Raw genomic sequence first — 16,562 nt, forward strand, 5'->3', positions numbered from 1 at the left:
CGGTTCGCCCTCGTAGTGCGTGCACAGGCGCACGATGTCCTCGGGCGCGCCCTTCGCGACCAGAAGCCGCGCGCTGTCGCGCTCTACCAGCACCGACACGCGCCGGCGCTCGAAGTCGAACGGCGCCTCGCCGATCTTGCGCCAGGCGCTGACGTCGATCTGCTCGTGCGCGAGGATCGCCTCGTCAAGCGGGCTCTTCAGACCGGTCTCGAAATGGCTGTTGAGGTAGGCGAGATCGAGCACCCGCGCGCGCTCCCGCCCCTGCGCGTCCGGCGCTCGAGCCGGATGCGCCCCTCCGTGAGCGTGCCGGTCTTGTCGGTGCACAGCACGTCCATCGCGCCCAGGTCCTGCACCGCCGACAGGCGCTTGACGATGACGCGTTGTCGCGCCAGGCGCAGCGCCCCGCGCGCCAGGGTCACCGACGCCACCATCGGCAGCAGCTCGGGGGTGAGCCCCACCGCCAGCGCGACCGCGAACAGGAGCGACTCGAGCAGCGGGCGGTGGAAGAGCGCGTTGATCAGCAGCACGAGCAGCACGGTCAGGCGCAGGATGAGCAGGCCGAACTCGCGCGTGCCGCGCTCGAAGGCCGTGGCCGGCGGCCTGGTCGTCAGGGTGTCGGCGATTTCGCCGAGCGCCGTGGCCGGTCCGGTGCGGCAGACCAGCACCCGCGCCGCGCCGCTCACCACCGAGGCGCCCATGAACACGCTGTTCGCCGCGCGGCTCAGGTCGGCGTCCGCCGCCGCGTCCGCGGCATGCTTCTCGACCGGATAGGACTCGCCGGTGAACAGCGCCTGGTTGACGAAGAAGTCGCGCGCTTCGAGCATGCGCGCGTCCGCCGGCACGAGATCGCCCGCGGCGAGCAGCACGACGTCGCCCGGCGCCAGCTCCGCGACCGGCACTTCGCGGCTGCGGCCCGCGCGCTGCACCGTAGCGTGCACGGCCACCTGGCTGCGCAGCCGCTCCGCCGCGCGCCCGGCCCGGTGCTCCTGGACGAAGTCGAGGGTGACGCTGAGCAAGACGATGGCGCCGATGAGGACGGAGTCCGTGACGTCCTTCAGGAACGCGGTGACGGCGCTCGCCGCGAGCAGCACGAGCACGAGCGGGTTGCGGAAGCGCGCGAGGAATTGCAGGATCAGCGCCCGCTCGCGGCGCGGCCGCAGGACGTTCGGACCGAAGGTCTCCAGACGCTGCGCCGCCTCGATTTCCGCCAAGCCCTCGGGTCGCGCGTGTAGCGCCGCGACGAGCCCCGGCAGGAGTACCTGCCAGAATTGTTCCATGGATGGTTCACCGGGGTTTGGCATCGTTGCTCTCAATGCAAGCCGAAATAACGGAACAGCCGGACCTTCACGAAATCGAGCAGGGTCAGATAAAACAGCACGATCGCGAACAGCCCGGCCACGAGCGCAGGCGGCACGGCGGCCATGAGGATGCCGTTCACGGCGAGGGCGCTCACGAGCGCGATGTCCGCGACCGAGGCGATGAGCAGCCAGCGGCTCGGGCGCGAGCGCCAGAAATGCCCCCACGGCGATCAAGAGAAATATCCCGTAGTTGAAGTGATGAACATGAGTTCCACCAATGACTAAGAAAAAATCAGGTATCTTTCTCGCCATGATGAGAAGACTGAGCATCCTCGCGGAGACAAACGCGGCAAGGAAAACGAAGAACACGATGCGGGCAAGGTGTTTTGCGGAACCCTCAAGCATGGCTTCTTTACCTACCCCCAGTTATTGAGGAACCCATCATACCGGTCATCCCATAGGCGGTAACCATCGCAGCCGAGCCTGAAGTCGGTGGATTTTCATGCGGTGACATCGCCCTAGCGCACCAACACGTTGGCGGAGGTGGGACGGACATCCGGCAACGTGAAAACGATGGCCGCGCCGAGCAGAACATAAACCGCCATGGCGAGGACCGCCGCGTGATACCCGGCGGCGCTCTCGCCGACCACGGTGAGCGCGGCGGTCCAGGTCAGCGTGCCGAGGATGGATGCAGTACGTCCCGACAAGTTGTAGAGACCCCAGAACTCGCCGCTTTTCTCCACCGGCGTCAGCGCGGTCAGCATGACGCGGCTCGCTGTCCACACGCCCGCCAATCCCAGACCGGCCAACGGCCCTGCCACATAAGCAAAGAGGCGCTTGTCCTGGATCACGAGCACCGCCGCAAACAGCGCGAGCCAGAACGCCAGATCGAGCAGGATGGCGCGTTTCGGACCCCAGCGGCGCGTCAACGGCCCGAATATCAGCAATGCTCCCGCTGCCGCCATGACGATGCCGGGGATGAACAGCGCCGTCAGCTCCGCCGCCGCGAATCCCACGACATTACGGGCATAGAGGCCCATCAGGGTGATCACCGCGGCGGCCGCGTTCTCGTAGAGGAAGTCGGCAATCAGAAACTTGTACAGATCGCGGTGCCGGCGCGCCTGCCCGAGGCTTTGAGCGATGCGGGCATAGGCTTGGCGCAGAGCGAGCGCCGGAGCACGCCGCGCTTCGAAGTCGGGGGCGAGATACATGGCCGGGAAGGCGAGCAGCAGGTAGATCAACGCCATCGGCACAAACACGCGCCCTGCCTCGGCGTCCGTGGGCGCCAGCGGGCTCAGCAGGGCAAGGGTCGCCAGACCTCCCGCATAACCCGATCCCACCGCGATGCCGACTACCGTCGAGACGTTGCACTCGTTGGCGACGGCCGGCAGTAGCGCGGTGTAAAAAGTGAACGCGGCATTGACGCACACGTAGGCCACCGTGAACAGCAACACAGCGATCGCGAAGCTGGGGGCGAATTCGATGCCGGCGGTAAACGCGGCCGCCGCAAAAACGAAGACCCGCAGATAAGGCTGGCGCCGGCCGCTCACGTCGGCACTGGCGCCCAGGAGGGGTGAAAGCAACGCGACTATCACGTTGCCTGCGGTGAGCGCCCAGCCGAAATCCGCTTCAGGCTCGCCCAGAGCGTACTGAACGAATGCGCCGAAATAGACCGAGACGACGATCAGGGACCAGGCGGAATCGGCCGATTCGTAAACGAGATAGGACCATACTCGCCACCAGCACACGGGCTTCATGAATCACCTGTTTGCGAGCCATCGGGTGTCCGCCCGCGGACATACCATTTGCGCAGTTCTTCCAACATCAATATCCCGGCGGCAAAAGGGATGAGGAAAAGCCACACTTCCCTGGCAACCGGCGCGGTCCCCAGGAGGGCGTTGCCCCAAGGCGTATAGTCGATGAGCAGGATCAGCGCGAGCTCGAGTACGACGCCCCAGACGATCAAACGATTGCCGCGCAGTCCCGTGGACAGCACGGACCGGCTCGGGCTCCGGCACAGGAAGACGTTCACGATCTGCATCGCGACGATGGCGCTCAGGGTGGCGGCCGTGGCTTGCATATAGAGCGGATCGTCAGTCGTCAGCGGCTGCCCGTAGGCCCAGCCGCCGCCGTAGAGGACGAAAAAGAACGCCGCCATCGCGACTACTGCTTCGATCGCGCCCAGGAACAGGTACGCCCGCAGTGCCGTGGGTAAATTCAACAACCTCTCGCGCGGCGGGCGGGGAGGCCGCCGCATGACTTGAGGATCGGCCTTCTCGACGCCCAAGCCGAGGGCGGTCAGGGAATCCGTGCCCATGTCCACGGCCAGGATCTGGATGGGCGTCAGGGCCAGGGGGATCTGGAACAGCGCAAAGCCGAGGTAAGGGATCAGTTCGGGAACGTTGTGCGCCAGGATGTAGGTGAGAAACTTGCGGATGTTTTCGAAGACCGCCCGCCCTTCCTCGACGGCGGCCACGATACTGGCGAAGTTGTCGTCCAGCAGCACCATGTCCGCTGCCTCCTTGGCCACGTCCGTGCCCGCGACCCCCATGGCGATGCCGATGTGGGCGCTCTTGAGCGCGGGCGCGTCGTTGACGCCGTCGCCCGTGACCGCCACGATGTGACCCTTGCGCTTCAGGGCCTCGACGATGCGCAGCTTCTGATCCGCGCTGGAGCGCGCGAAAATGATTTCCTGGGCGTCCAGGGCGAGCTGCAGCTCGGTGTCGGAGAGCCTTTTCAATCTCTCGCCGGTGACGACCACCGCGTTCTCCGATCGTACCAGCCCGATCTCGCGCGCGATGGCCGCGGCGGTGCGCGGATGGTCGCCGGTGACCATGATGACCTTGATCCCCGCTGCGCGGCATTTGCCGATCGCCTCGGGCACCTCCGGCCGCGGCGGGTCTTCCAGCCCGGCGAGGCCGGTGAAGACCAGATCCTGCTCCAGGCGCTCCCGATCCCAGCCGGGCGCCAGTGCGCGGTGCGCGAAGGCGAGGACGCGCAGGCCCTGTTCGGCCATCGCCTCGTGCGCCGCCAGAACCCGTTCGCGCGACTCCGGTGCGAACGGACGCATCTCACCGTCGATTAGAATCCGGCGGCAGAGGGGAAGCACCGCCTCCGGCGCGCCCTTGCAATAGAGCACGGCCCCCTGCGGCGTCTCGTGCACGGTGGAGATGCGCATGCGTTCCGCGTCGAAGGGGATTTCGTCCACCCGGCGCGCGGCCGGGATTTCCGGCAGGATTTGCTGCGCCATCTCCACCAGCGCGATCTCCATGGGGTCGCCCAGATAGTGCGTTTCCCCTCGCTCCCGGCCTTCGTTGAGGTCGTGGCACAAGCGGGCGGCGACAAAGAACGGCTGATAGTGCTGTGCAAGCCGAGACGTTTGTTCGTCCGTGGGCGCCGCCTCGACGGCTGCGCCGAGGAGCAGCCGCTTCACGGTCATGCGGTTCCGGGTGAGCGTGCCCGTCTTGTCGGTGCAGATCACGGTGGTGGAACCGAGCGCCTCGACCGAGGGCAGATGGCGAATGAGCACGTTGCGCTTCGCCATGCGTTGCGTCGCCAGCACCAGCGCCAGGGTCAAGGTCGGGAGCAGGCCTTCCGGCACCATGGCCACGATGAGGCCGATGGCGAAGATGAAATCCGCCCAGTAGGGGATGCCCATCGCCCAGCCGATGGCGAAGAAGACCAGCCCGACCAGCACCGCGAGGACGCCGATCACGCGGCTCAGGTGCGCGACCTCCCGCCGCAACGGCGAAACGGTTTCCCCGCCCGTCTGGGTCAGATGGGCGATCTTGCCGAACTCGGTGTGCATGCCGGTGGCGAAGACGGCCGCCCTGGCCCGGCCCGACACCAGCGTGGTGCCGGCGAGCAAGACATTCTTGGCGTGGATGATATCGCCTTGTTCGGAAGGGCCAGCCTCGCGGGCCTGGGGCAGCGATTCGCCGGTGATCGTGGCGTTGTTGACCCGCACGCCGAAGGCCTCGACCAGCCGGCAGTCCGCTGGAATGTTATCGCCCTGTTCCAGGATGAGGACGTCTCCCGGCGCCAGTTGCTCGACCGGCAGCCGCACCGCCGCGCCGTCGCGCAATGCATTCGCTTGCTGTGGCAACAGCCGGCGCAGCGCGGCAAGCGTTCGTTCTGCGCGGTGTTCCTGCCAGAAGGAGAACAAGCCGCTCACCAGGATCACCGCCACGATGGCGTAGCCCAGCCGCGCCATGCCTTGCCCGGGGTCGCTCCATTCCGCCAGGAACGCCAGCCCCGCGGCGACCCACAGGATCAGGGAAAAGAACTGGACAAACTCCTTGGCGAGACGCAGCGCCAGCGGTTCGCGCGCAGCCTCCGCCACGCGGTTGGGGCCGTATTCCCGCAACCGTGTCGCGGCTTCAGCCGAACTCAGTCCTTCGAGGTCCGTCATGACCGTCTCTCCCTGCACTTGCGCCACGCGTAACCGAGCAGCCCGAGCAGCGCGCCGGCGGCAAGCACCGTGAGGAACAGATATTCCTCGTAATGCCGGATCTGCGGCAACAGCGTGTCCATGACGTTGCTGAACGCATAACCGGCGGTTGTGACGGCTACTACTGCCCAGAGCAGTGCGCCGAGCGCATTCAGCGCCATGAAGCGCGCAGCGGGCACTGTACTCATACCAATGACCATCGGGCCGACAGTGCGCAACCCGTAGAGAAAGCGCACAATCACGATGGCGGCCGTGTGATGCTTGTCGATCAGGCGCCGCGCGGTCGCGGCCCGGCGCTCGAGCGCTGGGAAGCGCGCGAGGAAGGCGTTACCGTGGCGGCGGCCGAGGAAGAAATAGAACAGATCGCCGGACCAGCCGCCGGCGAACGCCGCCGCCATGACCCAAGGCAGATCGAGATAGCCGCGGTGCGCGGCGATACCGCCGAGCACCACGACGGTCTCGCCTTCCGCGACGCTGCCGACGAACACGGCCCAGTAGCCGTAGGCGGCGATGAGCTCCTGAAGAGACATCGCGGCCGCGCGGCGCTCAACCGCCGCGGATCAGCAGCACCGGCTTGGAAGCGAGCCGCGCCACGCCCTCCGCGACACTGCCCAGGAGCAGCCGGCGCACGCCGCGCCGGCCGTGGGTGCCGATGACGATGAGGTCTGCGGGCCACGCCTCGGCCTCGGCGGCGATCATGTCGGCGACGCGATGGCCGAAGGTCTCGATCTCGAGCAGCTTCGTTTCCGCCGTCATGGCCGCCTTGCGCATCTCGGCATCCGCCTTCTCAAGAATCTTGCGACCGGATTTTCGAAAGGTTTCCTGGACCTCTGCGAAATCGCCGCCCTCCGGCCAGTTGAGCGAGACCTCGTCAACCACGTGCACCACGCGCAACTCGGATCGCTGCTCCTTGGCCAGCCGGATGGCTTGCTGCAAGGCCAGGTCCGACGTAGCGCTGCCGTCCACCGCCACCAGGATATGTCCGAACATCGCTTGCCTCCGCGTTCGCTGCCAAGAGAACGAAAGCTTAACATCATCCCGTGGCGACCAGCCATCCGTCCCGGTTCGATGCATCTCGTACAGGCTACACGGTGCCTTTGATTGAGACGCGCCCCGTCCGCAACCCATTCCCCACGGCGAGCAGCTCGCTCGCCTCGTGCACCAGCACCGTCACCGCCACGCCGAGAACGCCGGTGACGGCGAGCGCGATCGTCGCCGTAAGAATCGCAATGGAGAAGACGATGTTCTGCATACTCACCCGCCGTGCTTGGCGACCGAGACGCAGAACCTCCTCCACCTTCGAGCAGATCGTCGGCCATGAGCGCGACGTCGGCGGCCTCGATCGCGGCGTCGGTGCCGGCGACATCCATGGCCACGCTGCAGGTGGCGGCGGCGAGCGCCGGGGCATTGTTCACGCCGTCGCCCGCCATGAGCACCGCGCCGTATTGCTTTTCCAGTTGCCGCACGGCCGTGACCTTATCCTCCGGTTTGAGATCGGCCCGAACATCGTCGATGCCGGGCTCGCGCGCGACCGCGTGCGAAGACCAAGACGCCGGCAACGGCCGGATGCATCGCGATTCAGCCCACAATGTTTGCAAGAGACCTGTCACATAGCCAGTCATCTGCATCGCTTCTGCGGAAGCACAACTACCCCGCGCGTGCCGCGCCGAGGGCGAACGGGTGGTCGGCGGAGGAGCGACACGCCCTCAACGCACGTCATGCGCAGTCTGCCGGTTCGGTGCATGCAGTTTTGCGAATTCCGCCAGCGCAGCAATGAGCGCCCCCAGCCCTGCCGCGAGCCCGAGCTGCGCGAGCGGCACGGCCTCGAAGCGCAACGCCTGGCGCAGGAACGGCAGGTAGACGGCGGCGAGCAGGAACATGAGCGCCGCTAGCGCCCAAAGGTTCATCACCCGGTTGGTGAACAGGCCGTGCCGCAGTATCCACTCCTCGTCGCAGCGCGAGACAAAAGCGAGCACCACGTGCCCAGCCATCCAGGCGGCGAGCGCGCAGGTCTGCACCGCGCCTGGCGCGAGCCCCTGGCTCCGGGCGAGCGCGTAGGCCGCCATCACGGCGGCGAACAGCAGCGCGCCCTTGAGCAGGATCGCGCGCACCGTGGATGCGTCGAGGAGCGCGTCTCTCGCGTGCCGCGGGCGGCGGCGGTAGATATCTTCCTCCGCCGGCTCGGTGACGAAGCCGGCCGAGGCGGCGAGGTCCATGAACAGCTCGAGCAGGATGATCTGGATGGGCGAGAACGGCAGCGGCAACCCGAGCAGCACGGGCAGCAGGAAGATGGCGATGAGGCCCACTTTCACGGAAAGATAGTAGGCCACGCCTTTGCGCAGGTTGTCGAAGAACTTGCGTCCCTCGAACACGCCGCGGGCGATGGTGACGTAGTTGTCGTCGGCGAGCACCGCCTGCGCCGCCTCCTTGGCGACGTCGGTGCCCTTGATCCCCATGGCGATGCCCACGTCGGCGGCCTTGAGCGCGAGCGCATCGTTGACGCCGTCGCCGGTCACCGCCACCACCTCGCCGTTGCGTTGCAGCGCCTGGACGAGACGGTGTTTGTGTTGCGGCGTGGCGCGCGCGTAGACCGACACCTCCCGCACCGCCTGGGCCAACGCCGTATCGCTCAGCCGGTCCAGCTCCGTCCCCGTCAGCACCCGCTCGGCGGGGATGCCGACCTCGCGGGCGATGGCGGCGGCGGTAGCCGGGTGGTCGCCGGTGATCATGACGGTGCGAATGCCGGCGGTGGCGACGCGCGCGAGCGTCTCCTTCACGCCTAGGCGCGGCGGGTCGGCGAAGCTCACCAGGCCGGCGAGTTCAAGACCCCGCTCCAGCTCCTCGAATGGCTGATCCGACTCCCGGGCGTCGAGCACCCGTGTCGCCGTGGCGATGACACGCCGCCCGAGCGCCGTTTCCGCGGCGAGCCTTTCGGCCATTTCGTGCGAGACGGTCTCGCAAAGCGCGAAGACCTCCTCGGGGGCGCCGGAGACGTGCAGGCGCAGCCCCCCGTCCGCGCGCCGGATCACGGCTTTGGTCCGCCGGCCGTTGCCCGGCTGGCGCAGCCGCACGATCTCGCCCGCGGGCAGCGTCATGCCCAAGGTGCGCGAGCGTTCGACGACGGCCTGCTCCAGCGGATCAAGCACGTGCGCCGACAGCGCCCCGAGCGCATCACCGATGACCCGCGCCTCGCGCTCCGGCGGATGGACGGCGGCCACGTGCAGGCGGCTCTCGGTGAGCGTCCCGGTCTTGTCGGTCACGATGACGGTGGCGTCGCCCAGGGTCTCGGCAGCGCGCAGACGCTTGACCAGGAAATTCTGGCGCGACAGCGCGTAAGAACCGAGCCCCAGCACCATGGTGATGATGATGGGCAACTCCTCGGGGATGGTGGCGAAGGCAAGCGACAGCCCGGTGAGCACCATCTCCCGGAAGTCGCCGCCGCGCAGCCAGCCGATCAGCGGGATCGCGATCGAAAAGAACAACGCCACCCACACGAGCTTGCCGGCGAGCGCCTTCATGGCGAGCTGCAACGGTGTCTTCGGCGGCTTCACCTGCGCAAGCTCCGCCGCCATACGCCCGAGGCGCGTGTCCGCGCCCGTGGCCGTCACCCCGGCCTCGGCCTCCCCACCTGTCACCACCGTGCCGGCGAAAACTGCCTCGCCTGCGGCCTTTTCCTGCGGAAACGACTCCCCGGTCAGGGCCGACTCGTCGAGCGCCAGGCTCATGGCCTGGGTCAGGCGCGCATCGGCGGCCACGCGCGTGCCCGGCAGCAGCACCAGCACGTCGCCCGGCACGATCTCCTCGGTGTCGACAGAAATGACTTCGCCATCGCGCCGCACCCGTACGCGCGGTGCAGCGGTGCGATCGAGCGCGGCGATGGCGCGCTTGGCGCGGAACTCGTTGCCAACCTCGACTGCGACCAGCGTCAGGATGATGGCGAAGATGGTGAGCGCGTCGCCCAAGCCACCCCAGAGGCTATAGAAGAAACCCACGGCGAGCAGGAGCAGGAGCAGGATCATCGGCTCGGTGACTTCCTCCGCGGCGATGCGCCAGAAGCGCACCGGCGCGGGCGTGAACAGGCGGTTGCGACCATGACGAACCAGTTGCCGCGCCGCCTGCTCCGCAGTGAGACCATTGCTTGCTCTGGGATTCATCGTGCGGCTCCGAAGTTTTCGAGCACGGTCTTCCAACCGATCAACCAGCGGTTATGTCCATAACGCATCATCTCCTCGTAGGCGCGCTGCACGCTCCAGCCCTCGACGCGGATGCGGTAGGCGGCGATTACGACGCCGGTCCGGTCGCTTCCCCGGTCGCAGTGGACGAAGACCGGCTGGTTGGCGGGGTCGGTAATCAGCGCTAGAACCTGTTCGATCTGCTGCCGGCTCGGGGCGATGAAAGGGTGCAGGGGGACATGAATAAATTTCATCCCGGCCCGTTGCGCCCATTCACGTTCTTTCTTGACCTCGCTCGGCTCTTTTTCGAAAAGCCCGCGTTCCAGGTTGACGATGGTTCTGACGCCCATCTGGGCAAGCTGCTGCACCCCCTCTGCGCGCGGCCTGCCGCCGCGGAAGAGGTTGCGGTTGACCTGGTGGAAGTTCGGGATGGAGGGCGCTTCGTCGGCGAGAACTGCGGGGACAGCCAGCACCAGAACGATGGCGAGCATTGTTGGCCTGAGCATGGTCGTCACGCCCTCTCCTTCAGCCAATGGTATTGGTCTGGATATTTCATTATGACCCTTTCGAAAGTCCGGCTAAGCATCTGCAAGTCCTGCCCGATATGATCCGTTCCTCTTGGGCGGCACGGTCTCAGCACGGTAATCCGACAGCGGCCATCCTCTTCCCGGACGCAGAACACCGGAAGGACGGGGGCTCCCGAGCCGAGGGCGAGCCATAGGGCCGAAGGCGAGAAGGAAACCTCGCGGCCGAGAAAGGATACGTCTACTCCTCTTCCGGGAAGGCTCACATCCAGCATCATGCCGACCACGCCACCTTTATGGAGCGCGCGAAGCAGCGCATCCATGGCTCCTTCCCCGGGGTGGGCTGTCTCGATCCCATGGGCGCGTCTACGCCGCGTCTGCATGGATTCGATGTACGGATTCTTCGACCGCCAAGCCACCGTCGTCGCGGGGAACCCATACAAGGCAAGACCTGCGCCGGCCAACTCCCAATTTCCCATGTGAATGGAGACAAGGACGGCGCCGCCCTTGCCCTGGAGGGCAGAGGCCCGGAGATGTTTTCTTCCGTAAATGCGGAAATTCTCCCGGCGAAAGGAGGCGATCCGCGCGATCTCAGCCAGATTCAGGATATAGTTTTGAAACTTCTTGAACAAAATTTCGTCTTCCCTTCCGGACAAGCCGCAAGCTCTTAAGCGGGCCAACCAGAGCGCGCGCCAGCGGAACGCCACATGGTAATAGAGGGCTCCCAGTGCCAGACAAGCGCGCTTTACCCACGTGTACGGCAGGTGTCTCGCCATGAAGGCGAGGAACCAGATGAGGGCAAAGAATGGCAGCCCCCTTACGTACGGCCAGAAAGCGCTTGCCATTTTTCCAGCGTCTTTTCGCAGACTTCCTCCGCTGCGCGCGGCCTTCCCAGCCGCGCGGCGTTTTCCCGAAGCTGCGCGAGCCGGTCCGGCCGCCTCGCGAGAAATGCCGCCTTGGACACCAAGTCGGCCTCGTCCCTTGCCCAAAGGGCGGCGCCCTCGTTGACCAGGAAATCGGCATTGAAAACCTCCTGTCCGGGTATCGGCCGGTAAAGCAGCATGGGCAGCCCCGTGCAAAGCGCTTCCGAAACCGTTAAACCTCCGGCCTTCCCAATCATGAGATCGGATAGGGACAACAGCTCGACCATCCGATCGGGCACGAAACCCAAGGGGAGGATGTTGGGAAAGTGTTGGGAAAGCCGTTCGATGCGGGAGAGCAAATGTGCGTTCTTGCCGCAAAGGACGAGCAGTTGAATGGGCAAAGGGGCGAGGCGTCGGCTAAGCGTTTCGATATAAGCCATTCCCCAACCGCCGCCGCTCAGCAGAAAAACAGGGGCGCCTGACATTCGGTGTTTGCTTCTCGCCTTTTCCCGGTCAACCGGCAAGGAGAAGGAAGCCCTGACTGGAATTCCGGTCACTTCGATCCGCTCCCGGGATATCCCTTTGCCGATGACGGCCTCCTTGACTGCATCCGCGCCGACGAAGTAGAGATCGGTGGCGGGATGCACCCACTGGCTGTGGACACCAAAGTCCGTGACGACCGTCGCGGACAGATGGCCCATTTCACGTTGGAGTTCCGAAGCGACCTGCCCGCAGATCGGATAGGTGGAAATAACGATGTCGGGGCGGTGAGCGCGGAGAAACCTGCGCGCCTTTCCAAGCGCCATCAGGTTGAGCAGCCGGGAAGCCCGGGAAGCGGACAGCCGGTCGGTCATGGCGAAAAACGCGCCCCACGCCCATGGCCAGTACGTCGTGACCCTCCGGTACAGGTAGGCTGAAATCCACGCCACAGCCGGGGTAAAGGTCTCGAAGTAATCTACGACCTGCACCTGCACGCGCGTCGGATAATGTTCCCGGAGATGGGATGCCAGCGCCTCTGTCGCGCTGCGGTGTCCTTCTCCGTAAGGAGCCGTGAAGATAAGCACCTTGATCATTGTTCCCCCGCACGCTTCACGAACAGCCGTACGTTTCAATCTCGTTCCGCTGCGAACCTCGCGTACCGCAACGCCAAGCTCGGCATGACCAGCAGGTTGAGCGCGGTGGAGGTAAAGAGCCCGCCCAGAATCACCAGCGCCATCGGCCCTTCAATCTCCCGCCCCGGATCGCCGCTGCCGAGGGCGAGCGGCAGCAGGCCCAAGGCAGTGGCGAGCGCCGTCATCAGGATCGGCGTCAGCCGTTCCATCGCACCGCGCACGGCCGCTTCAGGCCCCCAGCTCATGCCTTCGACGGCGACCAGATGCTCATAGTGGGAAAGCAGCATCACGGAGTTGCGCAGGGTGATGCCAAAGAGTGTAACAAATCCCACTAATGATCCGAGGGAGACGCCTCCTCCCGTGGCGAACACGGCGAGCACGCCGCCGGCGAGGGCGAAGGGAAGATTGAGCAGCACCAAGGCGAGATTGCGCGCGTGTCCAAGCACCATCCACAGCATCAAGCCGATGGCGGCGGCGGCGATCACCGAATGGACGATCAGATCGCGGACCGACGCCGCCTGGGCCACGGCAGTGCCGCCGAACTCCACGTAGTTGCCCGGCGCCAGGCGGACGTCCTGAGCGATGCGCTGCTTCGCCGCCGCGACGAAGGAGACCACGTCCCGGCCGGCGACGTTGGCCGTTACGGTCTGCACCCGCCGGGCGGCGTTGTGCAGCACGGCATAACGCCCCGCAGTGGCATAGACATCGGCAAGCTGATCGAGGCGCATGACGGCACCCGCCGCATTGTGCAGCGGCAGCGCTTGAATGTCGGCGATACTGGCGCGCCCGGACGGCGACAGGATGACGTTTACGTTGAACACACGGTTGCCGTCATAGACCTGGCCCGCTATGGACCCCTGAAAGGCGGTCTGCACGGCGTCGAGCACGTCCACTGCATCGAAACCCCAGCGCGCCAGCGCCTCGGAGCGCAACCGGATTCCGATCTGCGGGGTGCCGGGCGGCGACGGGATCTGGACCTCGGCGGCGCCGGGCGCCTGGCGCAGCGTTTGCGCGACATGCCGGGCTTCGGCGTCGAGGGTGTCGAGGTCGTCGCCGTAGACGTTGACGACCACCGAAGCGGTGTAGCCGGACAGGGTTTCCTCCACCCGCTCGGTCAGGAAGGTTTTCACCGCAAAGTTGGCGCCGGGGATGGATGCCAGGGCATTGCGGAGGTCGGCCTGGGCGAACTCGGCCGCCGCTCCGGACAGGGGTTTGAGATCGACCTCGAATTCGCTGTAGTGGGTGCCATTGGTATCATCTGCCTTTTCTGCCCGCCCGACCCGCTGGCTGACCGCGCGCACGAAGGGCAGCCGCAGCAACTCGGCCGTCGCCTGGCGGCCGAGGCGCAACGACTCGGCGAGCGAGGTTCCCGGGATCGCCGACATGTGGACGATGTAGTGTCCTTCCTTCAACTCCGGCAGGAAGCTTCCGCCGAAGAAAGGCAAAGCCGCGAGGCCCGCCAGCGTCGCCAGCGTCACCACCGCGATCACCAGGCGATAGCGGCGCTCGACCCCGGCGATCAACGCCCGGTAGTTTTCCTTCAGCCAGCGGGCGACGGGGGCGTCGCGCTCGGGCAAAGCGCTCTGCGGCAGGATCGCGAGGCAAAGCGCAGGGGTGAGCGTGACGGCCACCAGCAGCGACGCCAGCGTCGCCAGCAGGTAGGCGATCGCCAGCGGCGAAAACAGCCGGCCGGCCAGGCCCGGCAGCGTAAGTATCGGCAGAAAAACCAGGGCAATGGCCAGAGTCGCGTACACGACGGCGCTGCGCACCTCCAGGGCGGCATCGAGCACCCCCTGCGCAACCGGCGCCGGCTCCGGCGCGTGCCTGTTTTCCCGCAGCCGCCGATAGACGTTTTCCACGACGATAATCGCATCGTCCACCAGAAGCCCGATGCTGATCGCGAGTCCACCGAGGGTCATGGTGTTGAGACTGAAACCCTGCTGGCTCATCACGGTGACCGCGGCGAGCAGCGACAGCGGGATGGCGGCCAGGGCGATGGCCGAGGTGCGCCAGTTGAACAGGAACAGCACCACCACCGCCACGACCAGCAGTCCGCCGAAAGCGAGCGAGTGGCGGGGGTTGCGGGTGGCGGTCTCGATGAAGTTGGCGGGCCGGAACACGCCGGCATGCAGCGCGATCTGTTCGGCGGCCAGCGCCGGGCGCAGTTCGGTCAGCGAGCGCTCCACCGCTTGGGTGACGGCCAGGGTATTGGCCCCGTATTGCCCGGAGATCACTAACTGCACGCCCGGCACGCCGTCGACCGTCGCCGCGCCAATGGGCGGCTCGGGCGCCGCCCTGACCTCAGCAACATCAGCCAGGGTCAGGTTGGCGCCATCGTGCTGGCGCAACACGGTGCGCGCGAGTCGTTCGGCGCTCAGGGACTGGCCATAGGTTTGCAGGACGATGCGCTGGTTGGGGTTATCGATGAATCCGGCGCCGCGTACCCCGGTGGCGCGCCGCGCGACATCGAGGATATCGCCGAGGGCGAGCCCGTACTTGACGAGCCGGTTCGCGTCGACCTGGATCTGGTATTCCTTCACCTCGCCGCCGAAGACCGCCACCTTGGACACGCCGGGAACGGCGAGCAGGCGCGGCTTGAGCGTCCAGTCGGCGAGCGTGCGCAACTCCATGAGCGACCGCTGCTGCGAGGTGAGCCCGATCACCAAAGCCACGCTGGTGGACGATGTCAGCGGAGACATCGCCGGGGCCTGCACCCCGCTGGGCATCCGCGTGGCCAGCTCGGTGAGGCGCTCGGCCATGTTCTGCCGGTCGCGATAGACATCGCTCTTGGGATCGAAGGTGGCAGTAATAACCGACAGCCCCTGGATCGACCGGGAGCGTAAAGCTTGTACGCCCGGCACGCCGTTCACGGCATTCTCGATGGGCTGGGTCACCAATACCTCGACCTGTTCCGGCGCGAGGCCCGGCGCTTCGGTCTGGATCGATACCTGGGGCGGGGCGAACTCCGGGAAGACGTCGTAACTGGCGCCGGTCAGCGCATAGAGACCGTAACCGGCGAGCAGCAGCGCGAGGGCGATGACGCCGCCGTGGTAGCGCAGCGAAAAACCGATGATGCCGGCTAGCAGGCCGCGGCGGGGAGATGGTTCCATTAGTCCCCCTCGCCGGTTTGCACTTGGCCGCGCAACTCTTCCGAGAGGAGCGTCTGGGCGCCGCGCACCACGATGCGCATCGCCGCAAGGCGCGGCGCGAACCAGCCCCCGGCGACCGGCACCGCGCCCGTCAGCTCGTGGCGCACGAACCTGCCCGGCGCGCTTTCGACGTAATACCACATCTTGCCTTGCCACGAAACCACGGCGGCTGCCGGAATCGTCACCCCGGTCTCCTGCGGCCCGATGGGCAGGCGGGCAGTGAGCGTGGTTCCCGGCAGCAAGCCTTCGGCCGCTGCCGCATAGAAAAAGGCGGGGCCCTGGATACGCGGGTCGGTCTGCGGCGAAGGCGAGATCAGCTCCGCCGTTCTCAAGACGCCGTCATCACCGGCTACGCTCACCTTGCCCGGCGGCACCGGCAGACGGCTGCCTGAGGGTGCGGCGATTCGCAACAGCATCTCTTTCTGCATCGCCAGGCGTTGGAACAGCGGCATGTCATTTACGATGGCCGCCGTCAGCACCGCGCCCCAGGTCTGCCGGCTTTCCTGCCTGATTGCGTTGACGGCCGCCTGCGCCGACCGTTCGGCTGCCTGGTCGCTGCGCCAGGCAGCTTCGGCGGCCTGCAATGCCTTGTCCGAAATATTCCGGTCGTCGCCGTGCAGTGCCTTGAGCCGTTCATACTCGCGGCGCGACGCTGCCAGCGCCGCCACGGCTTTGTCGGCCAGCGCCGCCGCTGCTACGTAACGATTGCGAAGATCGGTCAACGCTTGAGGTGACAGGACCATGGCCAGGGCTGCAGTTTCCCCGCGGCGGGTCGTCTGTTCTACGGCGGCGACGCCGATGTCCGCCAGTTTCTGCGTCTGCGGATCGAACGTCACTGTGGTGCCGTCCTCCTGGGAGACCACGCGCGACGGCGCCGAGACGGGCCTTTCCCGCGCCTGCTCCTGAGCGAGTTCCTTGCGGCCCTCGACGAAGCTCCAGATGGCCAAACCGGCCACGGCCGCCCCGATCCCGAGCAAGATGAAGGTTTTTTTTC

12 protein-coding genes and 1 pseudogene are annotated in these 16,562 nt (G+C 66.3%); all 13 read right to left on the bottom strand.

Features of this window, described 5'->3' with window-relative positions:
* Positions 1–197: 197 nt before the first annotated feature.
* Positions 198–1,277, bottom strand: a complete 1,080-nt coding sequence (locus HY028_02680; GenBank protein MBI3343767.1) for an HAD-IC family P-type ATPase — start codon at positions 1,275–1,277, stop codon at positions 198–200.
* 32 nt (positions 1,278–1,309) lie between these two features.
* Positions 1,310–1,453: a hypothetical protein gene (locus HY028_02685; protein ID MBI3343768.1), complete on the bottom strand. Its 144-nt coding sequence runs from the start codon at positions 1,451–1,453 to the stop codon at positions 1,310–1,312.
* A gap of 363 nt (positions 1,454–1,816) precedes the next feature.
* Positions 1,817–3,055 (bottom strand): MFS transporter, encoded by a 1,239-nt coding sequence (locus HY028_02690; GenBank protein MBI3343769.1) that lies wholly within the window; start codon positions 3,053–3,055, stop codon positions 1,817–1,819.
* Entirely contained in the window at positions 3,052–5,709 is a 2,658-nt protein-coding gene (locus HY028_02695; protein MBI3343770.1) for a cation-transporting P-type ATPase, read from the bottom strand. Before HY028_02695 ends, HY028_02690 begins: the two co-directional genes overlap by 4 nt.
* Positions 5,706–6,278 (bottom strand): DedA family protein, encoded by a 573-nt coding sequence (locus tag HY028_02700; GenBank protein MBI3343771.1) that lies wholly within the window; start codon positions 6,276–6,278, stop codon positions 5,706–5,708. The genes HY028_02695 and HY028_02700 overlap by 4 nt, the downstream gene beginning before the upstream one ends.
* Before the next feature lie 16 nt (positions 6,279–6,294).
* Entirely contained in the window at positions 6,295–6,738 is a 444-nt protein-coding gene (locus HY028_02705; protein MBI3343772.1) for a universal stress protein, read from the bottom strand.
* 94 nt (positions 6,739–6,832) lie between these two features.
* Positions 6,833–7,376 (bottom strand): annotated as a pseudogene (locus tag HY028_02710) (HAD-IC family P-type ATPase).
* Between the two features lie 78 nt (positions 7,377–7,454).
* The gene (locus HY028_02715; GenBank protein ID MBI3343773.1) at positions 7,455–9,902 is read right to left on the bottom strand and encodes a cation-transporting P-type ATPase; all 2,448 of its coding nucleotides are present in this window, start codon (positions 9,900–9,902) and stop codon (positions 7,455–7,457) included.
* Positions 9,899–10,426, bottom strand: a complete 528-nt coding sequence (locus HY028_02720) for a dual specificity protein phosphatase family protein (protein MBI3343774.1) — start codon at positions 10,424–10,426, stop codon at positions 9,899–9,901. The genes HY028_02715 and HY028_02720 overlap by 4 nt, the downstream gene beginning before the upstream one ends.
* Positions 10,427–10,431: 5 nt before the next feature.
* A complete protein-coding gene (locus tag HY028_02725; GenBank protein ID MBI3343775.1) occupies positions 10,432–11,289 on the bottom strand; it encodes a lysophospholipid acyltransferase family protein in 858 nt (285 codons plus the stop codon).
* A complete protein-coding gene (locus HY028_02730) occupies positions 11,262–12,380 on the bottom strand; it encodes a hypothetical protein (GenBank protein ID MBI3343776.1) in 1,119 nt (372 codons plus the stop codon). Before HY028_02730 ends, HY028_02725 begins: the two co-directional genes overlap by 28 nt.
* Positions 12,381–12,415: 35 nt before the next feature.
* Positions 12,416–15,529, bottom strand: coding sequence for an efflux RND transporter permease subunit (locus HY028_02735; GenBank protein ID MBI3343777.1), 3,114 nt, complete (start codon positions 15,527–15,529; stop codon positions 12,416–12,418).
* Positions 15,529–16,311: an efflux RND transporter periplasmic adaptor subunit gene (locus tag HY028_02740; GenBank protein ID MBI3343778.1), complete on the bottom strand. Its 783-nt coding sequence runs from the start codon at positions 16,309–16,311 to the stop codon at positions 15,529–15,531. Before HY028_02740 ends, HY028_02735 begins: the two co-directional genes overlap by 1 nt.
* Positions 16,312–16,562 lie beyond the last annotated feature (251 nt).

It is taken from the genome of Gammaproteobacteria bacterium (assembly GCA_016195665.1).
Classification (GTDB): domain Bacteria; phylum Pseudomonadota; class Gammaproteobacteria; order SURF-13; family SURF-13; genus JACPZD01.

Excerpts from the sequence above, each read along its gene's own strand:
- HY028_02705 (MBI3343772.1), bottom strand. The coding sequence starts at position 6,738 with ATGTTCGGACATATCCTGGTGGCGGTGGACGGCAGCGCTACGTCGGAC.
- HY028_02730 (MBI3343776.1), bottom strand. The coding sequence starts at position 12,380 with ATGATCAAGGTGCTTATCTTCACGGCTCCTTACGGAGAAGGACACCGC.
- HY028_02680 (MBI3343767.1), bottom strand. The coding sequence starts at position 1,277 with ATGGAACAATTCTGGCAGGTACTCCTGCCGGGGCTCGTCGCGGCGCTA.
- HY028_02735 (MBI3343777.1), bottom strand. The coding sequence starts at position 15,529 with ATGGAACCATCTCCCCGCCGCGGCCTGCTAGCCGGCATCATCGGTTTT.
- HY028_02695 (MBI3343770.1), bottom strand. The coding sequence starts at position 5,709 with ATGACGGACCTCGAAGGACTGAGTTCGGCTGAAGCCGCGACACGGTTG.
- HY028_02700 (MBI3343771.1), bottom strand. The coding sequence starts at position 6,278 with ATGTCTCTTCAGGAGCTCATCGCCGCCTACGGCTACTGGGCCGTGTTC.
- HY028_02740 (MBI3343778.1), bottom strand. The coding sequence starts at position 16,311 with ATGGTCCTGTCACCTCAAGCGTTGACCGATCTTCGCAATCGTTACGTA.
- HY028_02720 (MBI3343774.1), bottom strand. The coding sequence starts at position 10,426 with ATGCTCAGGCCAACAATGCTCGCCATCGTTCTGGTGCTGGCTGTCCCC.
- HY028_02725 (MBI3343775.1), bottom strand. The coding sequence starts at position 11,289 with ATGGCAAGCGCTTTCTGGCCGTACGTAAGGGGGCTGCCATTCTTTGCC.
- HY028_02715 (MBI3343773.1), bottom strand. The coding sequence starts at position 9,902 with ATGAATCCCAGAGCAAGCAATGGTCTCACTGCGGAGCAGGCGGCGCGG.
- HY028_02690 (MBI3343769.1), bottom strand. The coding sequence starts at position 3,055 with ATGAAGCCCGTGTGCTGGTGGCGAGTATGGTCCTATCTCGTTTACGAA.